This window comes from Blastococcus tunisiensis (assembly GCF_900112815.1).
GTDB classification, from domain to species: Bacteria; Actinomycetota; Actinomycetes; order Mycobacteriales; family Geodermatophilaceae; genus Blastococcus_B; species Blastococcus_B tunisiensis.
In genome coordinates this window covers 22,471-38,807 of record NZ_FOND01000007.1, presented here as the reverse complement: position 1 = coordinate 38,807, position 16,337 = coordinate 22,471, and the positions used below count along the sequence as shown (strand labels likewise).

Sequence of the window (16,337 nt, the reverse complement as noted above, 5' to 3'; positions counted from 1 at the left end):
CCACAGCCTGTCCGACATTGCGGCGGGCCGCAGGTCGGCGGCATCGGGTCAGGACGTGCGCGCGCGACCGGCCGCGACGCTGCCCCGCAGTCGCTGGGCGGGGGTCGCCCAGACGTCGGCGAGGGTGACGGTGCGCAGTCCGCGCTCGGCGATCAGGGCGAGCAGCTCGCCGTAGACCGTGGTGACGGTGGCGTGGTTGGCGTGGCCGACGACGATCCGCTGGGCGGTGCACCACTGCCGGGCGGCGGCCATCAGCTCCTCCGCCGTCAGGACCCGGGAATCGGCCAGCGTGCCGTCCCAGAGGACGACGGTCGGGTGCCCCTGGTCGGCGGCGATCCGGTCGATGCGCTCGTCCCGGAACCCGAACGGCGGCCGGAAGAACGGGCTGTCGCGGACGCCGAAGACCGTGCGCAGGAAGTCCCGGTTGCGGCCGATCTCGTCGGCGACCTCCCGGTCGTCCAGCGTCCGGAGGTCGGGGTGGGACCACGTGTGGTTGCCCAGTGCCACCTGACCGGACTCCACCAGGGGCCGCAGGAGTGCGGCGTTGTCCGACCAGGACCGGTAGCGGCCGTTGGGGAAGAACGTCAGCCGGGTCCCGCTCTCGGCGGCGAAGGTGGCGAACGCGGCCACGACCTCGGTGCTGGTGCCGTCGTCGATCGTGAGCGCCAGCGCGTTGCCGTGGCCGGGCAGGCCCTCCACCACCCCGGTGGGCGGCAGGGGACGCCGTGGCGCAGCCCTCGCCGGAGCGGGCGGTGGCGGCGCCGGCGCCGCCACCGGGGCGGGCGGCTCCGGAGCGGCCGGCCCCCGCGCCACCGCCGCGCCGGCCAGCCCCGCGGCGAGGGCGAGCAGGAACCGTCGTCGCTCCATGCAGCCGGACCGTAGGCGGGCCGCCCGGCGCTGTCCGGCTGCCACTCGGAGGACGCGCCGCCCCGCTGCCGAGCGCGCCCGGGACGCCGCCGCCCGTGCGGAAAGCCCTCACCGGACGTGTACGCCTCGCTGCAACACGTCACCCGAGTGAGTGGAACGGCTCCACCGACGTCCTCCGGTGGTTCAGCACCTCCGCCGTCCTGCCGAAGGGACGACGCACACACATGGAAGTGCGGAACAACCAAGGAGGTGTACGGAATGAGCAGCAGCAACCTGCATGGACACCCTCCAGAGGCGCCGAGTCACGGCGTCACCTGGGGCGGGGTACCCATGCACGCCAAGCGGGCGATGACCGTCGCCGTGGCATCGCTCGTGGCGGCAGGGCTCACCGGCCCCGCTACCGCGTCCGCGGCCACGCTGACGTCGTCGGCCGACCCGGTGTCGGTCATCGTGCGCGAGGCCGCCGGTTCGGGGGACGCCCCCGAGCGGGCGGTGTCGGCGTTCGGTGGCTCGGTCACGCGCCAGCTCGGGATCATCGGCGGGTTCACCGCCCAGGTCCCGGCTGACCGGATCGGCGCGCTCCGCGGCGTCGCCGGCGTCCGGTCGGTCAGCGAGAACGCGAGCCTCGCCCTGCAGAGCACCGACGTCCAGGGGCAGGCGGCGCAGCCCGGCTCGCTCCACACGATCGCCAACGAGGTCACCGGTGCCTCGGCGATGTGGGACGCGGGCTTCACCGGCGAGGGCGTCGACGTGGCGGTCATCGACTCGGGCGCCGTCCCGGTCGACGGCTTCACCGCGCCCGGCAAGCTGGTCTTCGGCCCGGACCTCTCCTTCGAGGTCGGGACCCCGCTGGAGAACCTGGACACGAACGGTCACGGCACCCACATGGCCGGCATCATCGCCGGCCGGGACGACGCCGCTGCCGCTCCGTACTCCGGCGACTCGAGCAACTACGTCGGCATGGCGCCGGACGCCCGCATCGTCAGCATCAAGGTCGCTGACGCGCTGGGGCACACCGACGTCTCGCAGGCCATCGCCGCCATCGACTGGGTCGTCGAGCACGGGGACGACAACGGGCTGAACGTGCGCGTGCTGAACATGTCGTTCGGCACCGACGGCGTGCAGAGCTACCAGCTCGACCCGCTGGCCTACGCGGCCGAGCAGGCGTGGCACGCGGGTGTCGTGGTCGTCGTCGCCGTCGGGAACGAGGGCCTCGGCAAGGTCAACAACCCGGCCACCGACCCCTACGTCATCGCCGTCGGCAGCAACAACGCCAACGGCACGGCCGACACCGCCGACGACGTCGTCTCCTCGTTCTCGAACAACGGCGACGGCACCCGCAACCCCGACGTGCTCGCCCCCGGCGAGCGCGTGGTCAGCCTCCGCAGCCCGAACTCGTACCTGGACCAGACGGCTCCGGGTGCGCGCCAGGGGGAGAAGCTGTTCCGGGGCAGCGGCACCTCGCAGGCGGCGGCTGTCGTCTCGGGCGCCGCGGCGCTGCTGATCGACCAGCGTCCGGAGATCACGCCGGACGAGGTCAAGGCCCTGCTCACGGGGACGGCCAAGTCCATCCCCGGCGCGACGGCTGCCCAGCAGGGTGCGGGTCTGATCGACCTGGCCACCGCGATGAACACCGCCACGCCGGAGAACGCCGTGCAGACGCACGCGCGTTCCACCGGTGCGGGCTCGCTGGACGAGGCCCGTGGGTCGGTGATCGTCGAGGTCGACGGCGAGGCCGTCACCGGTGAGGTCGACGTGACGGGCGAGTCCATCGAGGACTCCACCGCCGAGTCGATCGCCGAGGGCGTCACCGAGGTCGTCGAGGAGGGCGCCAAGGAGACCGTCGAGGTCATCGCCGAGATGCCCGTCGAGGAGCAGGTCGAGGTCATCGAGGAGCTGCCGGCCGCGCAGCAGGCCGCGGTGATCGCCGAGATGCCCGTCGAGGAGCAGGCCGCGGTCGTCGAGCAGGCCGAGCTGGCCGGCGTCACGTGGTCCGGGGTCACCTGGTCCGGCGTGACCTGGTCCGGCGTGACCTGGTCCGGCGTGACCTGGTCCGGCGTCACGTGGTCCGGCGTCACGTGGTCCGGGGTCACCTGGTCCGGCGTGACCTGGTCCGGGGTCACCTGGTCCGGCGTCACGTGGTCCGGGGTCACCTGGTCCGGCGTCACGTGGTCCGGCTCGGGCTGGGCGTGACCTGATGACGACGATGACGAACGGCGCCGACGCCGTGCAGACCAATGTCCTGGGCCGGCTCACCCCGTCCCAGCGGATCGTGCTGCTCACTGCGACCGTGGCAGTGGCCGCGGTGGCGCTGTTCGTCATCGTCGTCCGCCCGCTTCCCGGAGCCCCCACGGCCCTGAACCTGCCGTGGGTGCTCTGGGCGGCCGCCTTCGCCGTGGGCGAGGTGCTCGTCGTCCACTGGCAGTGGAAGCGGGACGCCCACAGCTTCTCGATGGGCGACCTCGTCCTCGCCGTCGGGCTCTTCCTGGCCACCCCCACCCAGCTCGTGACGGCGATGGCGCTCGGATCGGGCGCGGCCCTGGTCCTGCACCGGCGTCAGCGCGGGCTGAAGCTGGCCTTCAACGTCGCCGAGCTCGCCCTGGGCGCGGCCATGGCGCTGATCGTCTTCCACACCTTGTCCGGCGTGCTCGGCCAGCAGCTCGACTGGGTGGCCGCGCTGGCCGCGGTCCTGACCGCGACGCTCACCGCGGACCTCTGCATCTTCGGCATCATGACCATCCTCGAGAACCGCGTCGACACGCGGAAGCTCGTGGAGCTGCTCGGCCTCTCCGTCCCGTTCGCGCTGGGCTCGGCCGGCATGGGGCTGGTGGTCGCCCGCACGGTCGTCAACGACCCGGCGTCCCTGGCGCTGCTGTCCCTGCCGACCCTGCTCATCCTCGTCGCCTACCGCGCCTACACCGGCGCGAAGGAGCAGCAGGACAACCTGCGCCTGCTGCACGAGGTCACCTCGCTGCTGCACGCCGGCGACACCCAGGAGGCGCTCGGCGACTTCCTCGACTCCGTGCGGTCGGCCTTCCGGGCCGAGATGGCCGAACTGGTGCTCCTCGGCCCGACCGGCCGCGAGGGCGCCACCGTCAGCCGGAGCCGTGAAGGCACCGAGCCGGTCGTCATGGCCGCCCTCGACGACCCCGAGGACCACCACCGCCTGCTGCGTCTGGCCACGGCATCGGGTGCCCTGACCACCCGCACCGGCACCGGCCGCGGCGCGCCGCTGGACAGCTACGCCGCCGGCCACGGTCTCAAGGACGCCGTCGCCGCGGCGCTGCGCACGGAGGACCGGGTGCACGGGCTGCTGCTCGTCGGCGGCCGCATCGGCGACGTCACCACCTTCACCTCCCGCGACCTCGCCCTGCTGGAGACCTTCGCCCGGCACGTCGCCACCTCGCTCGAGCGCGGCCGGCTGGAGGAGAACCTCCGCCAGGTCACCGACCTCAAGGAGCAGCTGCGGCACCAGGCCCTGCACGACCCGCTGACCGGGCTGCCCAACCGCACCCTCTTCCTCGACCGGGCCCGGCAGGCCGTCGACGCGGCCGGTTGCAGCGACGTGTGGCCGGCCGTCCTCTACCTGGACCTCGACGGCTTCAAGCCGGTCAACGACACCTACGGCCACGAGGCCGGGGACGTCCTCCTGCGCACCGTCGCCGACCGCCTGCGCGGCTGCCTGCGCCCGGCCGACACCGCGGCCCGGCTCGGTGGCGACGAGTTCGTCGTCCTGCTCACCGGCCCGATCGACCGGTTCGGCGTGACCCGGGTGATCCAGCGGATCCGCGAGCAGCTCGAGGTCCCGGTGCTGCTGGGCGACGACGTCGTGACCACCGTGGGCGCCAGCATCGGCGTCGCCCTGGGCGAGGCCGGCCTCCCCGACGCCGACACCCTCGTCCGGCACGCCGACGTCGCGATGTACGCGGCCAAGCGCTCGGCCGGCAACGACTTCGTGCTCTACGAGCCCGGCCTGGACAGCACCACCTCCACCCGGAAGGACACCACCGCCGAACTGGCGCACGCGATCGAGGCCGGCCAGCTGCGCACCGTCTACCAGCCGCTCATCGACCTGCGCACCGGCCGCCCCGTCGGCGCCGAGGCCCTGGTCCGCTGGCAGCACCCGGTCGACGGGCTGCGCACGCCGGACCGGTTCATCGACCTCGCCGAGGAGACCGGGCTCATCATCGGCATCGGCGAGCAGGTGCTCAACGACGCCTGCCGGCAGGCCGCCCGCTGGGTGGCCGAGTCCCCGGACCGGGACGACCTCCTGGTGACGGTCAACCTGTCCGCGCGCCAGGTGGCCGACGACCGCATCGTCGACCAGGTGCGGGCAGCGCTGGCCGGCTCCGGGCTCGAGCCGCACCGCCTGATCCTGGAGATCACCGAGACGGTGCTCATGCAGGACCGCGAGACGGCGGCGGCCACCCTGTGGCTGCTGAAGGACCTCGGCGTCCGGATCGCCATCGACGACTTCGGCACCGGGTACTCGTCCCTGGCCTACCTGCGCCGTTTCCCCATCGACATGCTGAAGGTGGCCCGGGAGTTCGTCGACGGGCTGGGGCGCGACGCCCACGACGACGTCATCACCCGCGCGATCGTGGAGCTCGCCGGCACCCTGGGCCTGCTCACCGTGGCCGAGGGCGTGGAGACGGTGCAGCAGTCGGAGACCGTCGCCTCGCTCGGCTGCGACATCGCCCAGGGTTTCCTGTTCTCGCGGCCCGTCGAGGCCGATGCGGCCAGCGCGATCATCTCGGCGTCGCGGATCCGGGGGGACCTCCGCGCGCTGCCGGCGGGGATGCCCCGGTGCGATCCGGCGGACGAGCTCGCCAGCGCGTGACCGTCAGGCCGACGGCACCAGCCCGGCCTCCTCGATCAGCCGGGCCTGCTCGCGGCACCACGGTGACCAGGCGTCACCCTCCGTCTCCTGCCTGCGGCGGAAGGCGGCCCAGTCCAGCACCTCCCACTCCGCCACCTCCGACACCTCGGGCGCCGGCGAACCGGTGAAGCGGCCCAGGTAGACCGGGCAGATCTCGTTCTCCACGACGCCGCGGAACTCCGCGCGGTAGCGGTAGCCGGGCAGCGCCGGCCGGATGTCGGCCACCCCGAGGCCGAGCTCGAACCGCGCGCGCCGGGCGATCGCGCCGGCGTCGTCCTCATCCGGCCCCGGGTGCCCGCACACGGTGTTGGTCCACATCCCGGGGAACGTCGCCTTGTCCACGGCGCGGCGGGTGATGAGCAGGCGTCCGGCCTCGTCGAAGAGGTAGGCCGAGAAGGCCCGGTGCAGCGGGGTCTCGCCGTGGTGGACCAGCGGCTTCGGCATGGTGCCGATCGACCGCCCCTCGTCGTCGACCAGCACGATCAGCTCCTCGGACGCCATGGACCCATCCTCCCCGACCGAGGACCGCACCGCCCGCACGGCGGGCGACGAGCACCGCGCACCCCGATGCATGGATCGGGGCGCACGAGGGGCACAGTCGCGTGGTGGACAGCTTCCGCCGCGACGGCATGACCTTCGACGTCCTCGACGCCGGGCCTCCCGACGGCGAGCCCGTCGTCCTGCTGCACGGCTTCCCGCAGGACGCGACCGCCTGGGACCGGGTCGTCCCCGCGTTGCACCAGCACGGGCTCCGGACCCTCGCGCCGCACCAGCGCGGCTACTCCCCCATGGCCCGCCCCCGGGGCCGCAGGCGCTACCGCCTGCGGGAGACGACCGCCGACGTCCTCGCCCTGCTCGACGCCGCCGGCCTGGGGAGCGCCCACGTCGTCGGCCACGACTGGGGTGGCATCGTCGCCTGGGCCCTGGGCGCCTGGCACCCCGAGCGGGTACGCACGTTGACCGCGATCTCGGTGCCGCACCCGGCCGCGATGGCGCGGGCCGTGGTGACCAGCGACCAGGCGCTGCGCTCGACCTACATCGGGCTGTTCCAGCTGCCGGTCGTGCCCGAGCGCCTGCTGCTCGCCGGCAACGGCGCGGCGCTGCGCCGGCTGCTGCGCAGCGGCGGCCTCCCCGAGGACGTCGTCGACCGCTACGTGAGCCGCATGCGCCAACCGGGCGCCCTGTCGGCGGCGCTGGGCTGGTACCGGGCCCTGCCCTGGAGCGGGCGCGACCCGGTGGGGCGGGTACGGGTGCCGACGCTGCACCTCTGGAGCACCGGCGACGCTTTCCTCGGCCGGGCCGCCACCGAGGCCACCGCCGGGTTCGTGACCGGCCCCTACCGGCTGGAGGTGCTGGAGGACCTGCCGCACTGGATCCCCGAGCTGGCCCCCGACCGGGTCGCGGAGCTGGTCACCGCCCACGTCCGCACCGCGCAGCGACCATGACGGAGACCGGCGGCCCGCTCACCCGGGCCGAACGGCTCGACCGGCTGCCCGTCACCCGGGAGCACGGGCGCCTGGTCGTCGGCTCCGGGCTCGGCTGGGCGCTCGACGCCATGGACGTCGGGCTCATCTCCTTCGTCATGGCGGCTCTGGCGGTGCAGTGGCAGCTCACCGGCACCGAGCTGTCCTGGATCGCCTCGATCGGTTTCGCCGGGATGGCGCTGGGCGCGACCCTCGGCGGGCTGCTGGCCGACCGGTTCGGACGGCGGCAGGTCTTCGCCGTCACGCTGCTGATCTTCGGGGTGGCCACCGGTGCCGCAGCGCTGTCCTGGTCGGTCGGTGCGCTGCTGGTGTTCCGCTTCCTCATCGGCCTGGGCCTCGGGGCGGAGCTCCCGGTGGCCTCCACGCTGGTCAGCGAGTTCGCGCCGGCCCGCGTGCGCGGACGCGTGGTCGTACTGCTCGAGGCGTTCTGGGCGGTCGGCTGGACGCTGGCGGCGCTGATCGGCTTCTTCGTCGTCCCGCGCAGCGACGACGGCTGGCGCTGGGCGCTGGCCATCGGCGCCGTCCCGGCGTTGTACGCCGTCGTCGTCCGGTGGGGGCTGCCCGAGTCGGTGCGCTTCCTGGAGACCCGCGGCCGGGTGGAGGAGGCCGAGGCCGCCGTCCGCCGCTTCGAGCGGGCCGCCGGAGTGGACCCGGTCGAGTCGCCGCTGTCCCGGCCGGTGCCCACCCCGGGGCCGGGTGCGCTCTGGGCGGTGGGCACGCGGATCCGCACGGCGGCGCTGTGGGTGGTCTGGTTCAGCATCAACTTCGCCTACTACGGCGCCTTCATCTGGCTGCCGACCCTGCTGGTCGCGAACGGCTTCTCGCTGGTCCGGTCCTTCGGCTACACGCTGGTCATCACGCTCGCCCAGCTGCCGGGGTACGCCGTGGCCGCCTGGCTCATCGAGACCTGGGGACGCCGGGCCACGCTGACGACGTTCCTCGCCGGCTCGGCCGTGGGTGCCGGGCTGTTCGCCGCGGCCGCCGGCGACACCGCCGTCCTGGTCACCGGCATGGTGCTGTCCTTCTTCAACCTCGGCGCGTGGGGCGCCCTCTACGCGGTGACGCCGGAGGTCTACCCGACGGTCCTGCGGGCCACGGGAGCCGGCGCGGCGGCGGGTTTCGGCCGGCTGGCGTCCATCGCGGCACCGCTGGCCGTGCCGCCCCTCCAGGACGCCGGGGGCACCGGCCTGGTCTTCGGCGTGCTCGCCGCCTTCTTCACCCTCGGCGCCCTGGCCACCCGGTGGCTGCCCGAGCGGCGCGGCCAGGCCCTGGACGACGTCGTGGCGATCCCCGCCCGCGCGGCCTGACCCGCATCGGGGAGCCTGGTCACGGTGCGGCCCCCGGTGGACAGTGACGGCCATGAGCCTGGACCCGGTGCAGAGCAACCCCCAGCACTACGCGGTCGTCTACGAGAACGACCGCGTGCGCGTCCTGGAGTACACCGACCACCCCGGTGACGCCACGACGCCGCACCAGCATCCGGACAGCGTCATGCACACCCTGAGCGCGTTCCGGCGGCGGCTGCGGTCCGGGGACGCATCCCGAGACGTGGACATGCCGGCAGGGTTCACCGGGTGGCTGCCGGCGCAGGTGCACAGCGGGGAGAACATCGGGGACACCCCGACGCACGTGCTCTTCGTCGAGCTGAAGGAGCCCACCCCCACCCCCGGTCCGGCCGGCGCCGCTCGCCTCGGGCCGGGGTGAGCGCGGCGATGACCGCACCACGGGGACTCCCGTCCGCCATCGGCCGGCCGGCCACCGCCGCGCTCCTGGCGGCCGGCCACACCGACCTCGACCGGCTCGACGGCGTGCCGGCGGCAGAGCTGCTCCGCCTGCACGGGGTCGGACCGAAAGCGGTCGCCGTCCTCCGGACCGCGCTGGCGGAACGGGGGCTCGCGCTCGGTTGATCACATGCAAAGAAGGCTTTGCAAAGGTTCCTTTGCATTGCTAGCGTGGGCGGTATGGCGACTCCGCCGCCTCCCGGCCAGGCCATCGACGTCCACGACGTCCGCGCCCTCCGCGCCCTCGCGCACCCCCTCCGCATGAGCCTGCTGGCGGCACTGCGCAGCGACGGTCCGTCGACCGCGAGCAGGCTCGCCGACCGGCTCGGCGAGAGCAGCGGCGCGACCAGCTACCACCTGCGCCAGCTGGCGGGGTTCGGGTTCGTCGAGGAGGTGCCCGGCGAGGGCACCGGCCGGGAACGGTGGTGGCGGGCGATGCACCGCAGCACCCGCTGGAGCAGCGAGGAGCTGCTCGCCCAGCCCGGCGGACGGGAGGTCGTCGACGAGCTCAGCGACCGGATCGTGGCGCACCAGCGCCGGATGCTCGCCGCCTTCGCCACCGAGCGGGAGGACCTCGACGACGACTGGCGCGCGGCCAGCTCGCTCAACGACTGGGCCCTCCGGCTGTCCCCGGCGCGGGCCGGCGAGCTGGCCGGCGAGCTGAACGCCGTCGTCCAGCGCTGGCGGGACACCCAGGAGGAACCGGACCAGCCGCTGGTGCACGTGCTGCTGGACCTCTTCCCGCTCCGGGACTACCCGCTGTGAGGGCCGCCCTGACCCCGGACCGGGCGCGCCGGCGCTTCGTCGGGCTGACCGCGCTGCGCTGGCTGCCGGCCGGCATCGCCGTCCCCGTGTCGGTGCTGCTGGCCACCGCCCGCGGCCTCACCCCGACCGAGATCGGCGTCACCGTGGCGGTCTACGGCGCGGTCACGCTGGTGCTCGAGCTGCCCACCGGCGGGCTCGCCGACGCCATCGGCCACCGGCCGGTGCTGGCCCTCTCCGGCCTGTTCACGACGGCCGGGCTCCTGACGCTGGCGGTCGCCGACTCCGTCCTCCTCTTCTCCGCCGCGTGGGCGCTGAAGGGGGTGGCCCGCGCCCTCGACTCCGGGCCGCTCGAGGCCTGGTACGTCGACGCCACCCGGGCCGAGGACCCCACCGCCGACGTCACCCGGGGGCTGGCCCAGGCCGGTGCGGCGGACGGCGCCGGGCTGTGCGTCGGCGCGGTGCTGGGCGGCGTGCTGCCGCTGCTGCTCGACCGCAGCGGCGCGGCGGCCCTCGCCGCCCCCCTGCTGCTCGCAGCCGTCGTCGCCCTGCTGCACGTGACCGCCGTGCTGCTCCTCGTAGTGCCGGTGCGCCGGCCCGCGACGTCCGGCCTCGCCGCGCTGCGGTCCGGCGTCCGGGAGGTGCCGCTCGTCGTCTCGGCGACCGTGCGGCTGGTCCGGCACGAGCGGCTGCTCCGCCTGCTGCTGACTGTCTCCCTCCTCGTCGGTGTGGTCCTCTCCTCGCTCGAACTGCTGGGCCCCCTGCACTTCGCCGACCTCGCCGGCTCCCCCGAGCTGGGGTCGGCGACCTTCGGGATCGTCACCGCGATCTCCTTCGCCGCCGCGGCGGTCGGCTCACTGCTCGCGCCGGCGGTCGGGCGGGCCGCGGGCGGGTCGGTGGTCCTGGTCAGCGCCGTCACCTCGGTGCTCGCCGCCGCGACGATCGCCGCGGTCGCCGTGGCGCCCGGTGTCGTCGTCGCCGCCGTGGCGTACTCGGCGTTCTACCTGCTCAACGGCGCCGCCTGGCCCTCGCGGAAGCGGCTCCTGCACGACCGGACGACGTCCGCGCAGCGGTCGACGACCGTCTCGGCGTCGTCGCTCGCGCTGATGGTGGGCGGGATCCTCGGCAACCTCCTGCTCCCCCGGCTGGCGGGTTCTGCCGGGCTCCCCGCCGCCCTGCTCGCGGGCGCCGCCGGCATGCTGCTCCTGGCCGTGGTCTCCCTGGGGCTCCGGCCGCGACCCGGCGAGGCCGGACCGTCCGAGGCCGCGGCGGCGGCGCCGGCCACCGCGTCCTGATCCCGGGGAGACCGGTTCGCCGGGGGCCGAGCGGGTAGCGGCAGGCCATGCCCGATCTCTCCCCCGGCCGGCTCGACGGGCTGCGGGTCGCCGTCACCGGCGCCTCCGGCAACGTCGGCACCGCGCTGCTGCGTCGTCTCACCGACCCGGGCTCCGGCGTCGCCGAGGTGCGCGGCCTGGCCCGGCGCCGGCCCCCGGACACCGAGCCGTACTCGCGCGTCCGGTGGCACCTCGCCGACCTCGGGGAGGCCGCGAGCGAGGAGGTGCTGCCCGGCTTCCTGGACGGGGTCGACGCCGTGGTCCACCTGGCCTGGGCGTTGCAGCCCGGGCGCCGGCCGGACGACCTCCGGCGGGTCAACGTCGAGGGCACCCGCCGGGTGGTGCGCGCGGCCGGCGCGGCCGGGGTGCGCCAGGTCGTGCACATGTCCTCCATCGGCGCCTACGCCGCCGGCGCGGTCGGGCGGGAGGTCGCCGAGGACTGGCCGACGACGGGCATCCCGAGCGCCCAGTACAGCCGGGACAAGTCCGAGGCCGAGCGGGTGGTCCGCGAGGTGCTGGCGCGGTACCCGGACACCACGCTCGCCGTCGCCCGCCCCACGCTCATCCTGCAGCCCGAGGCCGCCAGCGAGATCGGCCGCTACTTCCTGGGGCCGTGGCTGCTGGGCGCGGCCCGGCTTCTCCCCGGCGCGGTGGCCAGGCGACTCCCGCTCCCGCTGCCGACCGTGGCGGTGTCGTTCATCCACGCCGACGACGTCGCCGATGCGCTGGCACGGATGCTGGACCGCCGCGCCACCGGCCCGTTCAACCTCGCCGCCGCCCCCGTGCTGGACTCCGCCGGCATCGCCCGGGCGCTCGGCACCGTGCGGGTACCGGTCCCCGCCGCCCTGCTGCGGGCCGGCCTGCACGCCGCCTTCGCTGCGCACGTCGTCCCCACCGAGCCGGGCTGGCTCGACATCGGCACCGGGGTGCCCGCGCTGGACACCACGCGGGCCCGGACGCTGCTGGACTGGACGCCGGCACACCGCAGCGACGAGGTGCTGGCCCAGTTCGTCGCGGCGCTGGGCCGCGGCGAGGGCGCACCCGGGCCGCTGCTGGACCCGGCGGGCGGGGCGTCCCTCGACCCGTCCGGCGACCCCGCGAACACGCCGGGCCGGGGGGCGGGCTGACCCCGGGTCAGCTGCGGGTCGTCCAGGCGGCGACGTCCCGCCCCGTGGGGGCGAAGACGGCCGCCGCGCGCTCGGGGCGGAGCGCGACGAACAGCCCCTCGGCCTCGGCGAGGGTGGTGCCCGGGTCGTCGGCGGCGACCAGACGGGCGCTCGCGGTGGTCCGTCGGCCCTCGGTCGTGCCGACCTCCGCGATGGCCAGCAGGGCGACGCCGAGCTGCACCGGCCGCCGGTAGGTGACCGTCAGCGTCGCGGTCAGCCCGCCCCGCCCGGCGGCCCGCACGGCCCGGGCGAGCACGTGGTCCAGGAGCGTGGCGACGACGCCGCCGTGGACCAGGCCCGGCGGACCCTCGTGCGGCTTGCCGAGGGTGACCCGGCCGGTCGCGCGGCCGTCCGGGGTGCTCTCGGCGGCCATCGGTGGAGCCACGGGATTGCCCGGCCCGTAGACCGGGCTGTACCACCGCTCACCGGTGTCCGGGTCGTCGACCGCGGCGACGTCGTGCAGGCCGCGGGTGTCGGCCCGCAGCCGCTCGGCCAGCGTCCGTGCGGTGGCGGCGACGGCGGCCAGCTCCCCGACCGGCACCTCGGTGCGGACGGCGGCGTCCACGAGCTCGCGCAGCGCCGCGCCCAGGTCACCGACGGCCGCGCGCCGCTCCTCCCGCGACGACGGTCCCTCTTCCGAGGTCGGTCGGCCCTCCGGCAGGGGCCCGCCGCCAGCGTGCGAGCGGTGGGGGGCGGCCGGGTCCTCACCCACGCTGCATGCCGGCCTCGCGCAGCAGCCCGCTGCCGATGATCACCCGCTGCACCTCACTGGTCCCCTCGTAGAGCCGGAACAGCCGGGCGTCGCGGTAGAAGCGCTCGACCGGTGTGGTGCGCAGGTAGCCCATTCCGCCGTGCACCTGGACCGCCGCGTCGGTGGCCCGGCCGACCATCTCGGTGCAGAAGAGCTTGGCCGACGACGGGCCGATCGACATGTCCTCGCCGCTGTCGTACCGGGCGGCCACCTCCCGGACGAGGCTGCGGCCGGCGAGCAGCTCGGCGTGCATGTCGGCGATCAGTGCCTGCACCAGCTGGAACCGGCCGATCGGCGCCCCGCCCTGCTGGGCCGTGGCCGCATAGGCGACCGATTCGTCGAGCACCCGCTGCGCCATGCCGACGCACAGCGCCGCGATGTGCAGGCGGCCGCGGGAGAGCACGGTCAGGGCCTTGGCGTACCCGCGCCCCTCCTCGCCGATGAGCGCCTCGGCGGGCACGCGCACGTCGTCGAAGAACACCTCGGCGGTCCAGGCCCCGGCCTGGCCCATCTTGGCGTCCTTGGGGCCGACGGTGACACCGGGCGTGGTGGTCTCGACGACGAAGCTGGAGATGCCGCGCCCGCCCCGCTCGTCGGGGTTGCTGCGGGCGAAGACGACGAACAGGTCGGCGATCGGTGCGTTGGTGATGTAGCGCTTGCTGCCGTCGATCACCCACTGGTCACCGTCGCGGCGGGCCGTCGTCCGCAGCCCGGCCGGGTCGGAGCCGGCCTCGGCCTCGGTGAGGGCGAAGGAGCCGATCAGCTCGCCCGCGGCCAGCCGGGGCAGGTACGCCGCCTGCTGCGCGTCGGTGCCGAACTTGGCGATCACCTGCCCGGCGATGCCGTTGTTCGTGCCGAACAGCGAGCGGAAGGCGGGGGTCGTGTAGCCGAACTCCATGGCCAGCGCGACGTCCTCGGTCATGCTGACCCCGAGGCCGCCGTACTCCTCCGGGAGGGCGTAGCCGAACAGGCCCATGTCCGCGGCCCGGGCCCGGAGGTCGTCGGGGATGCGGTCGGAGTCCTCGATCTCCTCCTCGCGGGGGACGACGGACCCGCGGACCAGCTGGCGCACGGCGTCCCGGATCTGGCGGAAGTCATCAGCGTCCACGCGGCCATGGTGTCGCGTCCGGGCTCGGGTCCGGCGTCCGGGGTCTCCCAGCGGTCGCGGCCCGGAAATCGGAACTTCACGCAACCGTCCGGTCGCTCTGCGTTGAGAAGCGCGGGTGGACGACCTAGTGTCGGAGCCGCCACCGGAACCGCTCGGTGGACGACGCACCTCGTACCCGGAGGCCTCGTGCCCCAGCTGAACGCCGCGCTCGTCCCGGCGCCCGACCAGGTCGTCGTGCGGTTCACCGGGGACGCCGACCTGTCGACGACGCCGTTCGTGGCCGACGTCCTCGGCCAGGCCGGGGGGCTGGGGACGCGCCAGGTCGTGGTCGACCTCGGCAGCGTGCGCTTCTGGGACTGCTCCGGCCTGCACGCCCTCGCCCGGTTCACCCGGGAGCTGGCCGCGGCGGGGCGGGCCTGCCGGCTCGTGGGTGCGCAGCCGGGTACCCGCCGGCTGATCGGCATGGCGAACCTGGCCGGTGAGCTGCAGCTGGACGGCGTGGCGGTCGCCGCGACGGCACGTCCGGCAGCTCCGGCCGGGTCACCGGCGCCCGGGGGCACGACCGTGACCGGCGACCTGGTGGCCGCCGGTCACGGTCGCTGAGCTCAGGCGAGGGCGTCCAGCCGGGTCATGTCCTCGGCCGACAGGGTCAGCCGAGCGGCCCCCAGGTTCTCGGTGAGGTGGTCGACCGACTTGGTGCCGGGGATGGGGAGCACGACCGGGGACTTCTGCAGCAGCCAGGCGAGGGCGACCTGGGACGGCGTCGCGTCCAGCTCGCGGGCGATGTCGGCCACCGGGCTGTCGGGCGCTGCCAGGTCGCCGGTCGCGATGGGGAACCACGGGATGAACGCGATGCCCTCGGCGGTCGCGTAGTCCAGCACGTCCTGGCTCTGCCGGTTGGTCAGGTTGTAGAGGTTCTGCACGCTGACCACGTCCACGATCTCGCGGGCGGCCTTCAGCTCCTCCACGGAGACCTCGGAGACGCCGATGTGGCGGACCTTGCCCTGCTCCTGCAGTTCCTTGAAGGCGCCGAGCTGGTCGGCGAGCGGGACGTCGGCGTCGATGCGGTGCAGCTGGATGAGGTCGATCCGCTCGACCTGCAGGTGGCGCAGGGACAGCTCGACCTGCTGCTGCAGGTAGGCCGGGCGGCCGACCGGGGTCCAGATGCCGGGACCCTGGCGGGTGAGGCCGGCCTTGGTGCCGATGACCAGGTTCTCCGGGTAGGGGTGCAGGGCCTCGGCGATGATCTGCTCGCTGACGAACGGTCCGTAGGAGTCGGCGGTGTCGATGAAGTCGACGCCCTGCTCCACGGCGGCCCGGACGACCCGCAGAGCGCCGTCCCGGTCGGCGGGCTCGCCCCACACACCGGGCCCGGGCAGCTGCATGGCGCCGTAGCCGAGGCGGTGGACGGGGAGGTCCCCGCCGATGGAGAAGGTGTCGGTGGCTGCGACCGTGGTCATGGGTCCTCCTGGACGTGGTCGGCCCGGGGCGGAATGCTTCCGGGGGTTCCCTCCGGCCAGCGCAGCAGCCGGGGACAGTCTTCCCGGCGCCACGCGATGTGACCGGCGCCACTGCTGACCGAGGAGGTCCCCGATGGGCGAGGTGGTGGTCGTCCGGCACGGGGCGACGGAGTGGAGCCGCAGCGGGCAGCACACGGGGGCGACCGATCTCCCCCTGCTCCCCGACGGGGAGGAGGACGGCCGGCGGCTGCGGCCGGTGCTGGCCGACCGGCAGCTGGCGCACGCCTTCGTGAGCCCGCTGGCCCGGGCGCGGCGCACCGCCGAGCTGGCCGGGCTGCTCGACGGATCCGTCGACACCCGCATCGAGCCGGACCTGGTCGAGGTCGACTACGGCGGGCACGAGGGCCGGACGACGAAGGAGATCAGCGCCGATCTCGGCCGGGCCTGGTCGCTGTGGGCCGACGGCACCGTGCCGGGGGACACGCCGGGCGAGTCACTGGCCCAGGTCGCCGCGCGCGTGGACCGGGTGCTGGACCGGGTCCGACCGCTGCTCGACGACGGCGACGTCGCGCTGGTCGCGCACGGCCACGTGCTGCGGATCCTGACCGCCCGCTGGCTGGGGCTCGGCCCGGAGGCCGGCGCGCTGTTCCCCCTGGCCACCGGCCGGTACGGGGTCCTCGGCACCGAGCACAGCTGGCCCGCCCTGACCGGCTGGAACACCGGCTGCACCTGAGCGTCCCGGGCA

16 protein-coding genes are annotated in these 16,337 nt (G+C 74.8%); 11 read left to right on the top strand and 5 right to left on the bottom strand.

All coding sequences use genetic code 11. The annotated features are described in order from the left end of the window. Positions 1-48: 48 nt before the first annotated feature. Entirely contained in the window at positions 49-867 is an 819-nt protein-coding gene (locus BM142_RS10520; protein ID WP_092197278.1) for a polysaccharide deacetylase family protein, read from the bottom strand. Between the two features lie 258 nt (positions 868-1,125). On the opposite strand from BM142_RS10520, the gene BM142_RS10515 reads away from it, so the two are divergent. Beyond that, entirely contained in the window at positions 1,126-3,060 is a 1,935-nt protein-coding gene (locus tag BM142_RS10515; RefSeq protein WP_139228841.1) for a S8 family serine peptidase, read from the top strand. Between the two features lie 4 nt (positions 3,061-3,064). Next, positions 3,065-5,707: a putative bifunctional diguanylate cyclase/phosphodiesterase gene (locus BM142_RS10510; RefSeq protein ID WP_092197272.1), complete on the top strand. Its 2,643-nt coding sequence runs from the start codon at positions 3,065-3,067 to the stop codon at positions 5,705-5,707. Positions 5,708-5,710: 3 nt separating this feature from the next. Here the strand turns inward: BM142_RS10510 and idi are convergent, their stop codons facing one another. Beyond that, complete coding sequence (gene idi, locus BM142_RS10505; RefSeq protein WP_092197269.1) at positions 5,711-6,247, bottom strand: isopentenyl-diphosphate Delta-isomerase; 537 nt, start codon at positions 6,245-6,247, stop codon at positions 5,711-5,713. A 104-nt stretch (positions 6,248-6,351) separates the two neighbouring features. Here idi and BM142_RS10500 point away from each other — a divergent pair, with 104 nt between their 5' ends. From BM142_RS10500 to BM142_RS10470, 7 genes are read left to right on the top strand one after another with little or no spacing between them, the layout of a single operon-like run. Further along, complete coding sequence (locus tag BM142_RS10500; protein WP_175527216.1) at positions 6,352-7,191, top strand: alpha/beta fold hydrolase; 840 nt, start codon at positions 6,352-6,354, stop codon at positions 7,189-7,191. Further along, positions 7,188-8,537, top strand: coding sequence for an MFS transporter (locus BM142_RS10495; protein WP_092197266.1), 1,350 nt, complete (start codon positions 7,188-7,190; stop codon positions 8,535-8,537). Before BM142_RS10500 ends, BM142_RS10495 begins: the two co-directional genes overlap by 4 nt. Before the next feature lie 52 nt (positions 8,538-8,589). Then, the gene (locus BM142_RS10490; RefSeq protein WP_092197263.1) at positions 8,590-8,934 is read left to right on the top strand and encodes a cupin domain-containing protein; all 345 of its coding nucleotides are present in this window, start codon (positions 8,590-8,592) and stop codon (positions 8,932-8,934) included. An 8-nt stretch (positions 8,935-8,942) separates the two neighbouring features. Then, on the top strand, positions 8,943-9,137 hold the full coding sequence (locus BM142_RS10485; RefSeq protein WP_092198233.1) for a helix-hairpin-helix domain-containing protein: 195 nt from the start codon (positions 8,943-8,945) through the stop codon (positions 9,135-9,137). Positions 9,138-9,191: 54 nt separating this feature from the next. Continuing rightward, on the top strand, positions 9,192-9,776 hold the full coding sequence (locus BM142_RS10480) for a helix-turn-helix domain-containing protein (protein ID WP_092197260.1): 585 nt from the start codon (positions 9,192-9,194) through the stop codon (positions 9,774-9,776). Continuing rightward, positions 9,773-11,068: an MFS transporter gene (locus BM142_RS10475; protein ID WP_175527215.1), complete on the top strand. Its 1,296-nt coding sequence runs from the start codon at positions 9,773-9,775 to the stop codon at positions 11,066-11,068. The genes BM142_RS10480 and BM142_RS10475 overlap by 4 nt, the downstream gene beginning before the upstream one ends. 47 nt (positions 11,069-11,115) lie before the next feature. Next, complete coding sequence (locus BM142_RS10470; protein WP_092197254.1) at positions 11,116-12,234, top strand: NAD-dependent epimerase/dehydratase family protein; 1,119 nt, start codon at positions 11,116-11,118, stop codon at positions 12,232-12,234. A gap of 7 nt (positions 12,235-12,241) precedes the next feature. Here the strand turns inward: BM142_RS10470 and BM142_RS10465 are convergent, their stop codons facing one another. After that, entirely contained in the window at positions 12,242-12,985 is a 744-nt protein-coding gene (locus tag BM142_RS10465; protein WP_092197251.1) for a PaaI family thioesterase, read from the bottom strand. Further along, a complete protein-coding gene (locus BM142_RS10460) occupies positions 12,978-14,132 on the bottom strand; it encodes an acyl-CoA dehydrogenase family protein (RefSeq protein WP_092197248.1) in 1,155 nt (384 codons plus the stop codon). Before BM142_RS10460 ends, BM142_RS10465 begins: the two co-directional genes overlap by 8 nt. A 186-nt stretch (positions 14,133-14,318) precedes the next feature. On the opposite strand from BM142_RS10460, the gene BM142_RS10455 reads away from it, so the two are divergent. Then, entirely contained in the window at positions 14,319-14,735 is a 417-nt protein-coding gene (locus tag BM142_RS10455; RefSeq protein ID WP_175527214.1) for an STAS domain-containing protein, read from the top strand. Positions 14,736-14,737: 2 nt separating this feature from the next. Here BM142_RS10455 and BM142_RS10450 read toward each other — a convergent pair whose 3' ends face one another. Next, positions 14,738-15,592: an aldo/keto reductase gene (locus BM142_RS10450; RefSeq protein ID WP_092197241.1), complete on the bottom strand. Its 855-nt coding sequence runs from the start codon at positions 15,590-15,592 to the stop codon at positions 14,738-14,740. A gap of 133 nt (positions 15,593-15,725) precedes the next feature. Between BM142_RS10450 and BM142_RS10445 the strand changes: the two genes are divergently transcribed. Then, positions 15,726-16,325 carry a histidine phosphatase family protein gene (locus tag BM142_RS10445; protein WP_092197238.1) on the top strand — a complete coding sequence of 200 codons (600 nt, stop codon included), beginning with the start codon at positions 15,726-15,728 and terminating at the stop codon, positions 16,323-16,325. Positions 16,326-16,337 lie beyond the last annotated feature (12 nt).